Source organism: Legionella sheltonii (assembly GCF_026191355.1).
In the GTDB taxonomy this organism is placed as follows: Bacteria; Pseudomonadota; Gammaproteobacteria; order Legionellales; family Legionellaceae; genus Legionella; species Legionella sheltonii.
The window spans coordinates 15,975-31,922 of the sequence record NZ_JAPHOQ010000006.1 but is presented as its reverse complement, the minus strand read 5'-3'; the positions used below and the strand labels follow the sequence as shown (position 1 = coordinate 31,922).

Here is a 15,948-nt window from a genome sequence, read left to right as displayed (position 1 = left end):
TGTCCATTCTTAACGAAACATACCTAACCACCGAACCATGCAAAATGACATCACGAGAAAGCCTCTCCACAGCACTTGTTTTATTTGGGTTAATCGTATTTTAAGGAAAATCCTATAAAATAGGATGACCCATGGCAGCAAATGGCACAGATGATTTTGGGTTAGGGCTAGACGCAGCGAAGGTTGCTCATTCAATTATAAGGTATGAAACAATGAGAAAATTGGCTTTTATTATCATTTATTTTGCAGCCTTTAATGGAAAAATTTTTGCGATCCCTACGGTCTATACCACCCAGACTTTCTATAAAATACTTGGAACCACGGAACAAGATTTGCGCAATCAGCTGAATAAGTTAGGGCCTTTTTTCTCAGATAAACGCTATGATGCAAAAACAACTTGGCAAATTAATTGGAACTATAAATGGCATTATGATAATCCCAGCAAAAATCCTTGCTATCTTACAGAAGTAAAGGTAACGGCTAATATTGTGACTGTCTTACCTGAATGGGAAGATAAAGAGCACGGCAGTGCTGAGAGCCAATTAAAATGGGAGAATTATCTTACTCATTTGAGTCAACATGAAGAGGGGCACGCAAATAATGGAAAAGAAGTGGCTACTGAGATAGAAAACGCCTTATTAGCCATCCCTCCAATGCTTTCTTGCGAGCAGTTGCAATCCACTATTGAAAATACAGCTCAAGGTATCGTGAAGCAACATAATATCTGGGATATAAATTATGATGCGACAACCCAGCATGGTAAAACGCAGGGAGCTACCTTTCCCTAGAGATTTAACAAAAATAAATACATTCATTCTCTCGAAAGTTACATTTCAATATAAAATATAGCAATTTATATCAAAATACTATATTCTCCATTTTTTTTGGAGAACAATATGGGTATAGTCAAAATTTCTGATGAATTACATGAAGCAACAAAACTGATGGCAAGAGCCATGAGTCGATCAATTAACTCTCAAGCAGAATATTGGATTCGAATAGGAAAGCTGGCAGAAGAAAATCCATCCATTACTTACTCTGAAATTCTCAAAATTTTAATCAATCAAGCATCATTAGGTGAGATACGCGATGTTAGTGAAGACGCCTGAAGAAATAGAAAAAATACGGGTTGCCAGTAATCTAGCATCCTCTGTCCTTCAAATGATAGAAACTTATGTGGTTGCTGGGATCAGTACGAGTCAACTTGAGGAAATTTGCCGTCAATACATCACTAACGATTTGGAAGCAATTCCCTCAACATTAAACCACTATGGATTTCCTGCATGCATTTGCACCTCCATAAATCATGTGGTCTGTCATGGCATCCCTTCTGATAAAATACTTAAAAATGGCGATATCCTTAATATTGACGTTACAGTACAAAAAGACGGTTATATCGGTGATACCAGCAAAATGTTTCTCGTGGGCACTGTGAAACCTTTCGCTAAAAAATTAGTAGCGGTTGCCCAGGAGTGTCTCTATAAAGCGATTTCAATAGTCCGTCCAGGAACTCAGCTGGGTGATATAGGAAACATAATCCAAACGCATGCAGAACAACATGGATATTCAGTGGTGCGTGAATATGGTGGTCATGGAATTGGTCGTTCTATGTGGGAAGAACCAGAGGTCATGCATTTTGGCAAACCGAATACCGGATTACGATTACACGCAGGAATGACGTTTACCATTGAACCAATGCTCAATTTAGGTCGTAAAGAAGTCAAAACGTTAGGCGATGGTTGGACGGTGGTCACCAAAGATCACAAATTATCCGCACAATGGGAACATACCATTTTAGTCACTGACAAGGGATATGAGGTTCTTACCTTAAGACCAGAAGAGCATTTGATTTAATAAACTATTATCCCCTCTCCATCTTTGGGGGAGAGGGCTCGGGTGAGGGAGAAATGTAACCTAATATCTTCCTTAATCATGACGGCTATGCCGCTTATCCCGACAAAATACTTGCTAATCCGCAGCTTTTTTAACACATCGATTTCCGCAAGCAGTTGCGATACAGCTTTGACCGACAACACAATCATCGTCTTTGGTGCATTGTTCCCAGCATGATGTACAATTATTTGGGCAATTAGCGGCCAGTTGTTTAGATGATTTAATAAGCATTGTATCTTCTGGAGACGAATAACCATTCATGTTAAGTCCAATAACCAGGAACCATAAAATATTTAACTGTATGCTTTTCATTTTACGTCCCTTTAGGTTTACTGAGATAAGCAGCTGTCTCGAGTATTACTACAGCCTTGGATACAGGGTTGGTACTGCTCCTTGCAGTAGGACTCATCATTATGAGTAGTACACTGGTTATATTGAGTTTCACATGAGCTCATACAGTAATCGTATTTGGTATTGCACGATTGCTCATCTGCATAGCTTACATTCAACCAACCGAAAAACATGACGCTGATTAGGGCGTGTTGACAATTCATCCTCACCGCCTACGTGCCGCGACGTGTTGGCGGCAACCAGCCGATCTTAATCAGTGGCAAATTTCTTCATAAAGATCATGCCATTCTGTATTTAGGTTCTCAATCAAATTTAACTTCCACTGCCTGGGCCAATTTTTGAATCGTTTCTCACGTCGAGCAGCTTCTATATAGGTTTCATGGACCTCATACTAAACCAATAGATGTACATTGTATTTAGCTGTAAATCCCGGAATCAGGCTGTTTTTATGTTCCCATACTCGTTTAATTAAATCTGATGTTGAACCAGCGTATAGTGTACCATTTCGCTTGCTTGCCATAATATAGACACAAAATGACTTCATTTTGCTTCCTTGTTTTGATCAGAGTGTTGGACTCAATGCGATGATATCACCTAAATTTCACGGATTACATTGGCAGCCAAATATAGGAACAAGCCATTGCGAGCATTGACGCATCATTTCTCTTCAATTCATCATCTCTTGTGGCAACAGCTCGAAAATGTTTAAGTCGCGCAAATACGTTTTCAACTAGATGACGATATTTGTATAGACCCCAATCAATATCAGCATTCCCAGTTTTAGAGTTCGTCTTCCAAGGAATCATTGGAGTAGATGATTTTTGCCTAATCTGATCTCGAATTTCCTCGCTATCATATCCTTTGTCTGCAATGGTGTAATCAGCTTTAGGGAGTGTTTCAATGAGGCCTGAAGCTGCTTTAGCATCATGTACCTCTCCGCCAGTCAATTGAAATTCAATCGGAAGGCGGCAAGCATCAACTGCCCTATGAATTTTTGTTGTATTACCACCAACGGATTTCCCTATTGCTTGATGTTTCTTTCCTATGGCGCCTGAGCTATGTTGATGGGCACGAACGATACTGCCATCAATAAATTCCCATTCAAGATCAGGATGTTGTATGAGCGCTTTGAAAATCATCATCAACTTGTTCTTTGAGGACCAACGATTGAATTGTTGATAGGCAGAATTCCAAAATCCAAACTCTTTAGGTAGGTCTCGTCAAGGGCAGCCTACACGCATGCGATATAACATTGTCTCAACCATCATACGAAGATTAGGTTTGTCATATATCTGATGTTGTAGCATTATCTCCTTTAGCTTAGACCATAGCTCATCACGGAGCATCAGTCTAGCCATTGCAAACTCGTTTTATACTTGATATTGAAATCGATATATTATGAGTTTGCTCTTATTCATCAATCGATTAGAGCAATGAATTAAGTTCATCTTTAACTTGACCATTTCCTGGATGCCGCGAACAAGTCGCGGCACGTAGCCGGTGGGGATAAATTGTCAACACGCCCTACAATTCGAGAGTCAGGATTTGAGTTGCCGAATAGGGTTTGAGGTGTAGATACAAGAAGAGCCGCTGATTTTGATAAATTCAACTTTATTTCTTCTTCGGCAATAGACGCGTCCTCAGGAGCAAATTTCTTAGCGTCACTTAGTGCCTTTGACGCCTTATCCCACTCTTTCTCTAAGCGATAGGTACAAGCAATATTTAAATAAGCATCCGCAATTTCTTGTTTATCCTCTGTTTTATCCAAAATCGCAGAAAAATATTGTCGTGCCTCTAAGTAATTCTCCTGTTTAGAAAGCGTCATTCCAATTTGATTCATCACGACAAGATGTTCTGGATCAAGAGAAAGTGCTTCCAAATAAGTTTCTTGCGCCTTTTTATACTCTTTATTTTGATACAAATGATGACCATATTGCGCGAGACATTCGGTTAGGTTGGATAAAATAATGTTTCTTAATGCCAAGTCTTGTTCGGTACATGCTGATAATGCTTTTCGGTAATAGTCTATCGCATCATTAAAACTGCTTGCTATATTCTTCTGAACAGTCTCTTCGTCTTCAACCACTCGTTCAAGAACTTCAACGTATTGTTCATACCAACTGGCTAGACTGTGTAAAAATAAAGGGTTGTTACTGCATATTTCCAAGGCTTTTTTGATAAAAGCATATGCGCCTTTAAACAGCTTCGCGCTATTGGTCGAGTCTGCCTCAAGATAATGCTGAGCGGATTTCATATAAAACAAACCCATGTTATTCCACGCAGAAGCACCAGAGGGATAAATTTTAGTTGCCGTCTCGTAACATTTGAGTGCAGCCGTGTCCCTGTTTTCCCCTTCATAACATTGGCCTAATAAGTCGAATGCATAAGCAACGTTGGCAACTTCATCTGAATTACTTTGCCTCAATTCAATGAATCTTTTTAAAGGAGGAATAGCTTGTTGTTTTTCATCACAAAAAAAGAAACATTTTCCTAAATAAAAATAGCTTTCTGCTACTTCTGGATTTTTATTAATTGCTCGCAGAAAAAAATCTTTAGCTATTTCATATTTTTTTTCATCAAATACGTTTACTCCAGATCTATGAAATGTATTAAACACCCTCAATCCTCATTGATAACCATAAAAAATTGATTATAATTTTATCATAGGAGATAACTGATTCATAAGCAGCTTTTAAAAATAGGTACTTGCTATAAACATGATCTATGAAGATTATTTTTTTATTGGCGCCCAGCATTAGCTGGGCTTTTCAACCCAGCCTATGCTTGCTAGAGCTAATTAAACTCAAATTTTCGACAAAACTAGAAATTTCGTTAACCATTCTGGCTTTGTAGTAATAGTTCTTTGTTTTAGCAAGGGACAAAGATAATGCTGTTTTATTTTAGATATTTGGTAAACCATAAAATTAAATCATCATCCAGGGGGTATGTTTGCCCGGGAACTGTTGGCTTATAGTTATAAGTTACCCCTAAACCATCAGGAATGTAACTTCGATTTACATATAGACGTTGGGCTTGTCCATATCCCCCATCAGAGCCTCCATATAATCCAACACCAATGCCTACTCGATCATGCCGATTCGCTGCCTGTTCTTCAGCAACAGTTAGTAAAGCACTTCCTATTCCAAGCTTGCGAAAAGAAGGTAATACATTCAAATCCATAATTTCTGGGATTTTTTGCTGAGCAAAAGGTTCATATTGTGATATCCATTTTAGAGTAACGTAGCCAGCAATCTGGTCTTGAAAATAAGCGAGCCATATCACTCGCTCAGAGTGCTGTTGTTCTTGATAATACGCCTTAAACAATGATGCAGGTTTTTGCCAATTTGCCTTTTGAAAAGCATCGACCAGAATAGGGATATCAGATAGTTCCAGTACCTTTATAACAATGGAGTGTTGGCTTACGGTTAAAGGCTTAATCTTTTTCACCATATAGACCATCTTCCATTCATAGCCAGCAGGTTTTAAATCAAAAAGAGCGTTAAAACCAACGGCTTGATAGAATAGGTATGTTTTAAGATAATTCTCTTCCGCTTGAGAAGGACTTAATGTTTCAACTGTTATAGTCGTTGCCCCTTGCGTATTAGCAAAATGACAAGCTGCTTCGATTAATTGCTTACCCACACCTTGACGATGAAAGTCCCGTCTTACACCCATCCAATAAATAGTGGCATTATCAGGATAAGGAGAATCAATCGAAACAAGACCAATATAGCTAGCCCCTTTTTTCGCTGCAAAATTCGTACGTGTTTTCACACCTATTGCATAGTGCTCATTGGCCTCTGGTAGACCAAAGTATTCAGGCAAATCTTTGGTAATTGTTTGACACAAAGTTTGAGCCAACTCACCGCTTACTTTTTCAATTTGGATCATATTATTTTCTCTACCGGAGGGAGAACACACCTTTTGCGTATCGTACTCATTGTAACGCTAAGGCATCACGATAGCCTATTATAGGTTGAGGATTTTTATGAATCATAACAAAATTTAGGAATAGCAATTTGGCTCCCGAGCCAATTCTCATAGAGGATTATAGTGTAGCGTCAATAAATCCCTTTGTTCTCGATGATTTAAAAAATCAGATCGAAGCGGGTTTTAAAGAAAGTGACTCAGAAACGTCCCAAAACTTTTTTAGACGACTCCTCAGCTGACAAATTAATCGAGGCGGTCTTTTTTAAAACGGGATCAACCAGAGCCTGATGAACCTCATTCAGGTCCATCTGAGCGGGGTAAATCAGTTTAATCGAACAAATGATCACTTGATAAGACGTTGCTTCATCCGGACTTGCTATAATTAAAACATGAGGACGTATTTTGGAATGGAGCTTAATCATGGACACCAAAAACGATTATAAAATACTTCGCGTTATTTTGGTTATCATCGGACTACTTTTTATTTTTGCTCTATATCCATTAACCCTTTTATGGCCTTCTGGATGGGCTTGGCATCATGTTGGCCAAAACGTCTATTTACAAATGATATTGGGAATTTATGCAACATTAGGCGTATTTTTAATCCTGGCAGCAAAAAATCCTACTCAGCATTTAAGTTTAATTTGGTTTACCGTCTGGTCCAGTGTGGTACATGGATTCATCATGACCGTCCAAGCATTGTACTACCCTAACCATTTTGCTCATCTATATGGTGATGTCCCCGTTTTGTTTCTCGTTGCTTTTGTTTTAGCGGTTTTAACGCCACGAATTAAAAAAAGTGATTGATGTTGAATCAGAAGCGTGGTGTAGAGCGATTGTGGCAACAGCATGTTCTCCGCTAATCCTATGGAGCACTTTCAAAAATTATTTCTTCTCTTTATGGATGAATAGCAAATAAAGTGATGCGTGCGTTGAGCTCACAAAATACATTCAACTTTGTACTAGAAAATGCAAGGACATGCTATAAATAAGATTAAAAATTTAGGGAGAATCATAATGGACTCACGAATTGATCTTTATAAGGCAGCACCTGATGCGATTCAGACTATGTTAGGTGTTGAACAGTACGTTAATCGTTGTGGATTAGAAAAGACCCTTCTCAATCTGGTTAAGTTACGTGCCTCTCAAATTAACGGCTGTGTCTATTGTGTTGATCTACACAGTACTGAAGCAAAAAAAGAAGGTGAGTCTGAACGCCGTCTCCATTCAGTGGTCGTATGGAGAGAATCTCCGTTTTTCACAACTCGTGAGCGAGCCGCTTTAGCTTGGACTGAAGCAGTGACTTTATTATCAGAAACTCATGTTCCTGATGATGTTTATCAGGAAGCCTTAACTTGTTTCAGTGAAAAGGAGCTCATTGATCTTACTATGGCAATTATTGCTATTAATAGTTGGAACCGCCTATCAGTTAGCTTCCGTAAATTACCAAACTGAAAAAAGCGTATAAAGGTGTCTAATCGGCGTTAGATCACGAGCAGAAGGTTCAGGTATGCATGATCTGCGTGCGTCAATGATGATTTTTTCGATAAACCAGGGAAAATCACCCCAAGACATTCAGAACACCTTTTAGAAATCGGAGTTTTCGATGAAACAAAATATCTCCCATCTACCAAGAGAACTAGGTCATATGGTTTCCTGGTCCCTTACTCGTTTAGGGAACGCCATTGCAGAAGTTTATGGAAAAGAAACATTCGAACGAATTGAGCACATGCGACTATCCATGCAAAACACCATTGGGAATGAGGCATTTTCACTTAGAACTGCTCTTTCTAGTCTTCAAATGGAGCTTTCCAAGCTTGATAGTACGCAGCTTTATCAAATAGCTCATGGTTTTTCTCTCATGATGGAGCTCATTAATGCCTGCGAGAATGCCTACCGCATTTTTCGTATTGATCAAAGAAAAGAAAAAATCTACGCGGACAAACCTCAGGGAATTCATTATGTCTTAACAGCACATCCGACAGAAGCTCGCACCAATGAATTTTTAACGCTGTTTAAAGCGATTCGTGACTATCTTGTCGAAGTACTTAAATCCCCTTATTTGATGAATGAGTCTTATCTTGATCAAATGCTTAAAATCGCACTGCAGATTAATATTTCCTTTTATGAAAAACCAAGCGTCGAAGATGAGGCTCAATATATCTATCAATACGCACTCAATCCTTACAACATCAAACTGTATCATTCTTTTTTAACTAAGGGTGTCCCTATTCAATTACGCACTTGGGTAGGAGGTGATAAAGATGGGCACTCAGGGGTTAATGAAAAAATAATGGTTAAAAGCCTCGAACTTTCCCGATCTTTTTTTATCGATTATATCCAGGCGTGCCTCAAAGAAGTACTGGAAACGGTCAAACTCTCAACCGCATTAAATGAAAATAAAGTCTTAGAAAATCAGCTCAATCAGGTTATCAAAAAAGCGAACCACCTTAAGAAAATAAAACCAAGAGATCATGAAACAGTAGCTGCATTCAAAAAGGAATTAACTGGGATACAAACAGACACCTTTCAGTTTTTAAATTTCGAGCTCGAACAATTTTCCATAATCTCCAGTATTTTTCAGCTCTACCCGACTTTGGTCATACCATTAGAGCTCAGAGAAGATTCAGCTGTAGTAAAAGAAAGCTTAAACAGCATAAAAAAAACAACGATAACCAAAATGCTTGAACAAGTCTATTCTATAACTCAGGGGACTGATCCCAAAAACTATATACGCGGTTTTATTCTCAGCATGGTTGAGTCTGCTGAGGATATAAAAAATGGAATTAAACTGGTAAAGCAAGTGTTTAAAAGCTACGCCTTACCTGTTGTGCCCTTGTTTGAAAATCAACTCGCGCTTACCAGCGCAGATACCATATTAAATGATTCAATCACTGAAGATATTCGACAGAAGCATCTGCAACAGTGGGATGGAAATTATGAGGTCATGCTGGGCTATTCCGACTCGTCTAAAGAAAACGGAGTATTGCCTTCCCGACTTATGATTGCGAAAAGCCTAGGACGTATTCAGACTACCTTGGAAAATAAAAATCTTCGGCCTATATTTTTTCATGGATCGGGTGGCAGCATTGAACGAGGAGGCGGAGATATCAAGGAACAAACTGCTTCTTGGTCCAAGGAAATGATGAGTAATTACAAAGTGACCATTCAAGGTGAAATGGTTGCCCGACTTTTTGGTTCCAGTTCCATACTTAAAAGCCAGATTGATAAATTTCTAGATATCTATTCACACAAAGAGAAGAACACAGATAATAATTATCCCGAAGAATTATTATTATTTTCGGCCAAAGTCAGTCAGAAATATAAAGAACTGATACAAAGCGAATGGTTTTGGCCAACCATTGAACAGGCCTCACCTTATCATTTTTTAAACGAACTGAAGATTGGATCTCGTCCGAACAAACGAAAATCAGGACCCGATCAAAGAAAACTTCGAGCCATCCCATGGATCCTATGCTGGACTCAAACCCGACTTCTTTTCCCGACTTGGTGGGGGATTGGGTCTACTTGGTTAGAGCTCAATGCATCTGGAAAAAATAGACTTAAGGTGCTTTATAAGGAAAATGCTCTTTTGGCAGCCTTTGTAAAACAATTAGGCGTAACGCTTTCTAAAGTGTACCTCCCCATCTGGGAACAATATTTGGACCAATTGACTGGATCCAATGAATACCTCAACCCTTTTCAATCAGAACTCGAGTCAACCATCTTATTTTTCCATCAGATAACGGGTGAGCAAGATTTTTGTTTTCATCAACCCTGGCTTGGGGAAAGCATTCAATTAAGATCAACTCTGGTTCATCCTTTGAATCTCATTCAAATCGAGGCGATGAAAAGAAAGGATTTGCCTCTTTTAAGAAAAACGGTCACAGGAATTTCTTGTGGGATGTTGACAACAGGATAATCCAGATTGGATCATCTTCTTTTGTTGTAGTATCAAGCAGCTTGTTAATGGATTAAGTTGGTCGTTTGACTCAATTTTACTCTGTTTGGATATTTAAAAATAAGGAGTTTACCTATGAAAGATGATGTAGAAATTCGATTATCCAAATATTGGTTTTTAAAACCCCAAAAAAAGAAAAAAGATACTCTAGATCTCAAAAAAATCGCAAAATGTGGTGCTAAAATCATCGATCAATGTCAAAGTATTCTTTCATTAACCGATGATTCTTATTCTAAGAAGCAGTTAAACTTGATAATTCGTAATACAACAAATCTGATGTCATTAGTTGCAGACGCTTCAGCAAAAGAGTCGTCCGAGCATGAAAAAAAAATTTCAGAGGCATGCAAAGAACTACAAACTAATGCGTTAAGCATCCCCGCTACAATCCATACTCCTACTGATTTACCCAGCGCCAATTATAAGCTTGCCCTTGTTTGTATGTACATCTTGTTATTCAGTCTCGCATTGACCATCGGTGCAGCATTCGGTGCTTGGTATTTTGGTTATCTTTCTGCAAGTTTCTTTACCGATTACCTTGTAGTCGCTCTCGCAAGTATTGGAATTCCTGCTCTATGTGTTGGTGGTTTTTCTTATGGAATCTATTCTTCACAAAAAAATCCTATGACAGAACAATTAAATAATTTAGGTAAAAATATTGATCAGTTCTGTGATGAAATTACGCCCATTGAAGAAGAAGAACTTTTATTCGCCTGCAATTGAAAATTGCTGTCCTGCTGGATCAAACAAGGAGCAACTGACTTGAATCGATCAGTTAAGTATTCAATCAGTTGCATCAGCATTTAATTGACAACATCCATTTTAAAGGTACTATAGCAAATCTTGGCCAAAGCGAGCTCTATTGATTCATTGACGCACAGCAATGCCAAAATACTTAACGGAGTGTGATTCAATTAACGAATCATAGAATACAATTCGTATCTGATTTTAAAGGAGTAATTTTCATGTATAGCCATTTAGATCAATGCAATAGTTCTGATGAGCCTATATCAAGTGCTTATACTATATTGTTCCTACTCACCGGTCTTGCTGTAGCAACTTGCGCACTTGCGCGATACGCTGAGTCCAATAATCGCCTGAACTATGACAATCGTTTTGCACGCATAATAGCCGGTCTTTTAGTGCTTATGATGCGTATGATGCATACCAAAAGTGATGATTTAGAAATTACCAATAAAGAAACTGAAAATAAACTCATTGCGATAGGTCCACATCGAACTGGTTGGGAAGCCGTTGTTGTTGCCTCCAAAATGAAGGGGACACCACCTCGATTTTTTGCCACCACATCTTTTAATTCTGTGCCTGGTGTTGCCTCTTTTTTGAAAATGTTTAACACGATACCAGTAGATGCACATGCTAAAAGCAATAATGGACGAACTGCTAATGCTGGCTCGCTAGAACTGGCAAGTAAAGCACTTGATGAAAATGGCTGCGTCGCCCTTTTCCCTCAAGGTAATTTCGCAAGAATAGGCCAAGAACCACCCAGAGTCTACACTGGGGCAGCCAAACTTGCATTGATGAATAAAACCCCGATTCATGTTGTCAGACTTGATGGTTTCTGGAGTTTAGAAAACCCCCTTATTCCTTTATTTGTTCGCAACAGTGCTGCTTATCGTGCATTTTTATCGGGGCTTCATTTTAACAAGGTGCGTGCCACATTATGTTGTGTGATTGATTTTCATCTACAACCTGAGAATGAAAAATTAAGTGATGAAGAAAAAATTGAGGAGATATGTGCCCAACTTTACGCTTACTATCGTTATACCGGGGAACTCACTAAAGAACAAATTGATGTGATTAAAAGAGAAATAGATAATGGAACTCATCGCAAAATTTGGGATATTAAAGTGAGACGCGATCAATTAGGAAAAGATCTTTTAAACTTAAAAAAAGAAGAGACTCAACTGGAAGAACCTACTTTGGCTGCAATGAAATTAGCCTAACACAGCGCAAACAGAGCAACTGTCTCGAATTAAATAATTTTAGACAGTTGTGTTCCCTGAAAAAACCAACATTGGAGTTGCGTTTATACTGGATAAGATGATGTTTCGCCCTCTTAGGGAGGAATAGGTATCTTTTTTATCATGCAACATCCAAAGAATTATAGTGTTACTGCGCACACCAGTGCATTGGCATAGGTATCGCCAGTAGATAAATTATCGAGATATTGATCATTAACCGCATTTAAATGACCTTTACCTAAATAAAAGAAATGGTAACCACATTCAACAGGCATTGGACCAATAATATTGTTTAAACGAATACCGGCTCCAGCCATTACAGAAAAATGGGTTGTAGAGGTCCCCTCAAATGCATTATCAGGGATTGCAAAGTCTTCTAATGGTGTTTCATGATAGCCAGAAGTCCACATAAAATTGGGACCTATTCCTGCGTCAACCGTAATATTGTACTTTGGGTTGTTCGTCGATATAAGTGCCTTAGCGGCAGCATAAACAGGGACGTTTTGAATACTGTATTGATAAGAAAAGTTAGTAAACAAGTCCTCTTGAATAATATCACCTCGTACTTTGGTTTGACCTAAATAAAAAGCGTCGACTCCATATGAAAGCTGAAACCAATGGTAAGAAGGGCCATTAAAATAAAACCCAACACCAACAAGTCCACTAATTTGAGAATTGTTATCCAAGGTATATTGGTTACCTATCAACCCATCAATATCAATATGTTGATCTTTGCCCTGAGATGCTCCAAAAAAGCCTCCTTGAATAGGGACAGACCAAAGTTTAGAAGGACTTACATTGCCCATTGTCCCTGCAGAACAAACAATAGGTAATGCAAAGCTAATACAGAGTATTTTAGGTAAACGCATAATTATCCTTAACAATTTGATCCATAACGTCATGCAGCTTGAATACCCTATTATATATTTTTACAAACGTCAATTAACTCAAATGTGATGCCGCTAATACTCCATGATGCACCTAATTAGCAAACCCGGGTCGCAGAATTGTTTTCCTTTCATTGATGTCTGCGCAATAAATTCAAAAACCATTTTTATACATACATTTTTATCATCGTGCGCATAAACAATAATTCAATAGTCATCTCAAGTGATGGTTTTTTAATCACAAAACAATGTGATTTTTGATTAATTGATGAATTATGGGTTCAATTTCTATCTAGTAATCAGCCTGAGCTCATCTGCAATTAGAGGTTTTCTCGGTGAGATTTGCTGAGTTGATGTTGCTTGGGCCTTGGCCAACCGACAACTAATGTATATTGATTCCTGGTTAAGATAAATTTGAATCTAACAAGCAGCGCTTGATGATCTCTTGATGAAGAGTATAGTAATGTCGTAACTCATGATTTTAAGGAAAAAACATGCCCAGATTTTTTAGTGGTTCGAAACAGACTTCAACTGTTCACCATAATGTACAAGTTTCTAATAGTATTATTCAGATACTTACTACAACCGTGGAGTCCTATGCCCCCTCAATTGTTATACCCGGCACCGTGGCACAAACAATAGGTTCCATTTATGCGATTTCCCATAGTGACTCCCATGTTTCAGAAAAGCTTTTGCATTTACTCCAGGGACTTATCGCTTTAGCTCGATTTGGACTCGCAATTGCTTTAATGTTTGATAAGCAAGAATGCAATGTTTCTTCTCAAGAAAATATGTGTATTGCTTCGTTTTTACTTTTGTTGATCTATTCAGGTATCGTTTCAGTAGGATTGGCATCCAGTGCCTTGTCAAAAGACATAAATCCCTCGCAAGAATCTCATGATGAGGCAGAGCAACAAAGACTAATTCAAAATGTATAGGAAATAGGAGATAACCAGCGATGGTTTTAAAAACTGATGATTCATTTCAAAATGAGTAGTCCTTCGTGCCTTGTTAAGTAGTTTCAAAAAATCTACCTATTTAAATTTAATAGTTATTAGGATTTCTTGTTAAGAACACAAAGTAATTGTGATATCTAAAAATACTCGATTGCAGCAAACTAATCATCTGCATCCAAAATTAGACGGCATGCTTATCCAACTTCGTTAGGTTAGTTAATGCCCGCTTACCCCCCCTTGCAATGAATTGAGTTGCCATTTATTTTAGATAGGTTGTCTTTTTATGTAGTACGATGGTTTAAATTTTGAAAAAATCTGAAAGGAGAAAATATGGGAAGCTATGGATGCACTCAAGAACAATGCCATTGTCCTTGTCATTATATGCATGAAGAACACCATCATGGAGAACATGGCCATTGTGATCATGCCGATGGAGAAGAGATGCAATCAAATTATTTTTTAGAACTTGCTGATGAGGCATGGGAAGAGCTATTAAAAGACAAAATTAAAGCATACATTTTAAAAACTCAAAATGATCGTATGGAGAAATTGGCTAAAATAGTTGCCGAAGGAAATCATCACCGTTGGAAAAATAAAATGGAGAAAAAACAAGTGCATCAAGCATTTATGGACGAAATGTGCAATTTCTTTCATGAATCAAAAAAATAAGTCAACGCTCCACTTTTATTCATAAAGTCACCGGATCGGTACTATTACTGATCCGGCATACTCATTGTATCGCTAAGAGGATTTAAAAATCACCTCTCGATGCAGAGCCCCTGCAAAACACTTCGTTCAAACCGAACTGCGCATAAGCGATTACTAGGGGAGCAATTTTTAAGGATTGATGATACTTTTAAGCCAAGCTTTTGCCTCTGGACTAACCTTATCGTCCTTAAAAAGAAGGTCATATATGCCTGTTTGGCGTGCAGTCTCATCTCCATACATATCAACCAATACTTCATTCCAAAGTGTTAACAGGGTTGAAGAAGAGGTTTTTCCTACCTGTTGAAGAATGCCATAAATTCGCTCTCGCCAGTATGCATCCATCGCTTTATCCATCCATGATACAATTTCTGGTGTCAAACCCACCTCATCAAGACCTTTTCCCTCCCCAAAACCTTTTTCAAATTTTTTGGTTCTTAAATGGGCATATTTTGTACCGTATACTCCATTAACCCAATCCATAAGTTTTTTTCCTAACTCAACCCCTATTTTTGAGTTGGGATCGTGCTTAAGATGATGGCTCACCTCATCCACCAGCTGATTCCAATTCTTTTCAAAAGCGGCTTGTTGTTCCGGTGTCACATTGGCTTTCATTTCTTGTTCAAACGCTACATACTGCTTTAATTCATCGGGGGTAAATATTTCTTTAACCCAATCATGCTCAAGATGCGCTGTCATTCTATATACCTCAATAAGTTGAATAATGGTTTCCCAAGGAATCGATTGATGGTTGTCAACAGAGTCAATTATGCTTCTCAACGTTTTGGCACCCTCAAGTAAAGCAGCTGCTTTGTGTTCTAAGACTTGGGCTTGGCTGTTAAAATGTTTCAGCACGCTATGCTCTTCATTGAGTAAGGTTTTGATTTGTGACAACTCAAAACCAAAAAATTTCAAAGCAATAATTTGTTGCAACTTCAATAAATCCTTTTCGGAGTAAACACGATACCCATTGGCACGTCGCAATGAAGGTTTAAGTAACCCTGTACGGTCATAATGGTGCAGGGTTTGTACTGAAACACCGGTTAATTTGCTTATGTCTTTAACGAACCATTGGGTCATAATGTTCCCTCCTTAAATACAAAGGTAAGGTATATAGCAACAATAGGGTCAAGCATTTTTTTCAACTTTTCGAGTCATTAGACCTCCTTTGAAACGCGCTGCGAAGAAACAAATGCTCAGAGGAACACAGCGCAGAACCGGAGTGTTAGTCTCATAGGTGCACTTTACCGACAACGCAGTGGTCCTCTGCACGAGCATTTCGACAT

16 protein-coding genes and 3 pseudogenes are annotated in these 15,948 nt (G+C 38.3%); 10 read left to right on the top strand and 9 right to left on the bottom strand.

Annotated features, from left to right (window positions below; all coding sequences use genetic code 11):
* Positions 1 to 131 precede the first annotated feature (131 nt).
* From OQJ26_RS07710 to map, 3 genes are all read left to right on the top strand, one after another.
* Positions 132 to 788, top strand: coding sequence for a DUF922 domain-containing Zn-dependent protease (locus tag OQJ26_RS07710; protein WP_265703298.1), 657 nt, complete (start codon positions 132 to 134; stop codon positions 786 to 788).
* 108 nt (positions 789 to 896) lie between these two features.
* Complete coding sequence (locus tag OQJ26_RS07705) at positions 897 to 1,109, top strand: ParD-like family protein (RefSeq protein WP_265703297.1); 213 nt, start codon at positions 897 to 899, stop codon at positions 1,107 to 1,109.
* On the top strand, positions 1,090 to 1,854 hold the full coding sequence (gene map / locus OQJ26_RS07700; protein ID WP_265703296.1) for a type I methionyl aminopeptidase: 765 nt from the start codon (positions 1,090 to 1,092) through the stop codon (positions 1,852 to 1,854). Before OQJ26_RS07705 ends, map begins: the two co-directional genes overlap by 20 nt.
* A 114-nt stretch (positions 1,855 to 1,968) precedes the next feature.
* Here the strand turns inward: map and OQJ26_RS07695 are convergent, their stop codons facing one another.
* The 7 genes and pseudogenes from OQJ26_RS07695 to OQJ26_RS07670 all read right to left on the bottom strand — a co-directional run bounded on the left by OQJ26_RS07695 (position 1,969) and on the right by OQJ26_RS07670 (position 6,596).
* Positions 1,969 to 2,205, bottom strand: coding sequence for a hypothetical protein (locus tag OQJ26_RS07695; RefSeq protein ID WP_265703295.1), 237 nt, complete (start codon positions 2,203 to 2,205; stop codon positions 1,969 to 1,971).
* A 292-nt stretch (positions 2,206 to 2,497) separates the two neighbouring features.
* A pseudogene (locus OQJ26_RS07690) lies at positions 2,498 to 2,788 on the bottom strand (GIY-YIG nuclease family protein).
* Positions 2,789 to 2,852: 64 nt separating this feature from the next.
* Positions 2,853 to 3,602, bottom strand: a pseudogene (locus OQJ26_RS07685) (IS5 family transposase).
* Positions 3,603 to 3,694: 92 nt separating this feature from the next.
* Positions 3,695 to 4,861, bottom strand: coding sequence for a tetratricopeptide repeat protein (locus OQJ26_RS07680; RefSeq protein WP_265703294.1), 1,167 nt, complete (start codon positions 4,859 to 4,861; stop codon positions 3,695 to 3,697).
* Positions 4,862 to 5,139: 278 nt separating this feature from the next.
* Positions 5,140 to 5,694 (bottom strand): GNAT family N-acetyltransferase, encoded by a 555-nt coding sequence (locus OQJ26_RS19390; protein ID WP_322783962.1) that lies wholly within the window; start codon positions 5,692 to 5,694, stop codon positions 5,140 to 5,142.
* Positions 5,695 to 5,754: 60 nt separating this feature from the next.
* Positions 5,755 to 6,135, bottom strand: a pseudogene (locus tag OQJ26_RS19385) (GNAT family N-acetyltransferase); the annotation flags it as partial.
* A gap of 236 nt (positions 6,136 to 6,371) precedes the next feature.
* The gene (locus tag OQJ26_RS07670; RefSeq protein WP_265703292.1) at positions 6,372 to 6,596 is read right to left on the bottom strand and encodes a hypothetical protein; all 225 of its coding nucleotides are present in this window, start codon (positions 6,594 to 6,596) and stop codon (positions 6,372 to 6,374) included.
* Here OQJ26_RS07670 and OQJ26_RS07665 point away from each other — a divergent pair.
* The 5 genes from OQJ26_RS07665 (at position 6,595) to OQJ26_RS07645 (ending at position 12,096) form a co-directional block, all read left to right on the top strand.
* Positions 6,595 to 6,981: a DUF6632 domain-containing protein gene (locus OQJ26_RS07665; RefSeq protein ID WP_265703291.1), complete on the top strand. Its 387-nt coding sequence runs from the start codon at positions 6,595 to 6,597 to the stop codon at positions 6,979 to 6,981. The two genes, OQJ26_RS07670 and OQJ26_RS07665, sit on opposite strands and share 2 nt — an antisense overlap.
* Before the next feature lie 210 nt (positions 6,982 to 7,191).
* Complete coding sequence (locus tag OQJ26_RS07660; RefSeq protein WP_265703290.1) at positions 7,192 to 7,629, top strand: carboxymuconolactone decarboxylase family protein; 438 nt, start codon at positions 7,192 to 7,194, stop codon at positions 7,627 to 7,629.
* 151 nt (positions 7,630 to 7,780) lie between these two features.
* The gene (locus OQJ26_RS07655; protein WP_265703289.1) at positions 7,781 to 10,096 is read left to right on the top strand and encodes a phosphoenolpyruvate carboxylase; all 2,316 of its coding nucleotides are present in this window, start codon (positions 7,781 to 7,783) and stop codon (positions 10,094 to 10,096) included.
* 114 nt (positions 10,097 to 10,210) lie between these two features.
* A complete protein-coding gene (locus OQJ26_RS07650; protein WP_265703288.1) occupies positions 10,211 to 10,855 on the top strand; it encodes a hypothetical protein in 645 nt (214 codons plus the stop codon).
* A 242-nt stretch (positions 10,856 to 11,097) separates the two neighbouring features.
* Positions 11,098 to 12,096, top strand: coding sequence for a lysophospholipid acyltransferase family protein (locus tag OQJ26_RS07645; RefSeq protein ID WP_265703287.1), 999 nt, complete (start codon positions 11,098 to 11,100; stop codon positions 12,094 to 12,096).
* A gap of 158 nt (positions 12,097 to 12,254) precedes the next feature.
* On the opposite strand, the gene OQJ26_RS07640 is transcribed toward OQJ26_RS07645, so the two are convergent.
* Positions 12,255 to 12,983: a hypothetical protein gene (locus tag OQJ26_RS07640; protein WP_265703286.1), complete on the bottom strand. Its 729-nt coding sequence runs from the start codon at positions 12,981 to 12,983 to the stop codon at positions 12,255 to 12,257.
* 512 nt (positions 12,984 to 13,495) lie between these two features.
* Here OQJ26_RS07640 and OQJ26_RS07635 point away from each other — a divergent pair.
* Complete coding sequence (locus OQJ26_RS07635) at positions 13,496 to 13,939, top strand: hypothetical protein (RefSeq protein ID WP_265703285.1); 444 nt, start codon at positions 13,496 to 13,498, stop codon at positions 13,937 to 13,939.
* A gap of 348 nt (positions 13,940 to 14,287) precedes the next feature.
* The gene (locus OQJ26_RS07630; protein WP_265703284.1) at positions 14,288 to 14,626 is read left to right on the top strand and encodes a hypothetical protein; all 339 of its coding nucleotides are present in this window, start codon (positions 14,288 to 14,290) and stop codon (positions 14,624 to 14,626) included.
* A 168-nt stretch (positions 14,627 to 14,794) separates the two neighbouring features.
* On the opposite strand, the gene OQJ26_RS07625 is transcribed toward OQJ26_RS07630, so the two are convergent.
* Positions 14,795 to 15,742 (bottom strand): MerR family transcriptional regulator, encoded by a 948-nt coding sequence (locus tag OQJ26_RS07625; RefSeq protein WP_265703283.1) that lies wholly within the window; start codon positions 15,740 to 15,742, stop codon positions 14,795 to 14,797.
* Positions 15,743 to 15,948 lie beyond the last annotated feature (206 nt).

Coding starts and splice junctions, on each gene's coding strand:
- OQJ26_RS07695 (WP_265703295.1), bottom strand. CDS start 2,205: ATGAAAAGCATACAGTTAAATATTTTATGGTTCCTGGTTATTGGACTT.
- OQJ26_RS07650 (WP_265703288.1), top strand. CDS start 10,211: ATGAAAGATGATGTAGAAATTCGATTATCCAAATATTGGTTTTTAAAA.
- OQJ26_RS07640 (WP_265703286.1), bottom strand. CDS start 12,983: ATGCGTTTACCTAAAATACTCTGTATTAGCTTTGCATTACCTATTGTT.
- OQJ26_RS07670 (WP_265703292.1), bottom strand. CDS start 6,596: ATGATTAAGCTCCATTCCAAAATACGTCCTCATGTTTTAATTATAGCA.
- OQJ26_RS07710 (WP_265703298.1), top strand. CDS start 132: ATGGCAGCAAATGGCACAGATGATTTTGGGTTAGGGCTAGACGCAGCG.
- map (WP_265703296.1), top strand. CDS start 1,090: ATGTTAGTGAAGACGCCTGAAGAAATAGAAAAAATACGGGTTGCCAGT.
- OQJ26_RS07705 (WP_265703297.1), top strand. CDS start 897: ATGGGTATAGTCAAAATTTCTGATGAATTACATGAAGCAACAAAACTG.
- OQJ26_RS07635 (WP_265703285.1), top strand. CDS start 13,496: ATGCCCAGATTTTTTAGTGGTTCGAAACAGACTTCAACTGTTCACCAT.
- OQJ26_RS07660 (WP_265703290.1), top strand. CDS start 7,192: ATGGACTCACGAATTGATCTTTATAAGGCAGCACCTGATGCGATTCAG.
- OQJ26_RS07625 (WP_265703283.1), bottom strand. CDS start 15,742: ATGACCCAATGGTTCGTTAAAGACATAAGCAAATTAACCGGTGTTTCA.
- OQJ26_RS07655 (WP_265703289.1), top strand. CDS start 7,781: ATGAAACAAAATATCTCCCATCTACCAAGAGAACTAGGTCATATGGTT.
- OQJ26_RS07665 (WP_265703291.1), top strand. CDS start 6,595: ATGGACACCAAAAACGATTATAAAATACTTCGCGTTATTTTGGTTATC.
- OQJ26_RS07645 (WP_265703287.1), top strand. CDS start 11,098: ATGTATAGCCATTTAGATCAATGCAATAGTTCTGATGAGCCTATATCA.
- OQJ26_RS19390 (WP_322783962.1), bottom strand. CDS start 5,694: ATGGTGAAAAAGATTAAGCCTTTAACCGTAAGCCAACACTCCATTGTT.
- OQJ26_RS07630 (WP_265703284.1), top strand. CDS start 14,288: ATGGGAAGCTATGGATGCACTCAAGAACAATGCCATTGTCCTTGTCAT.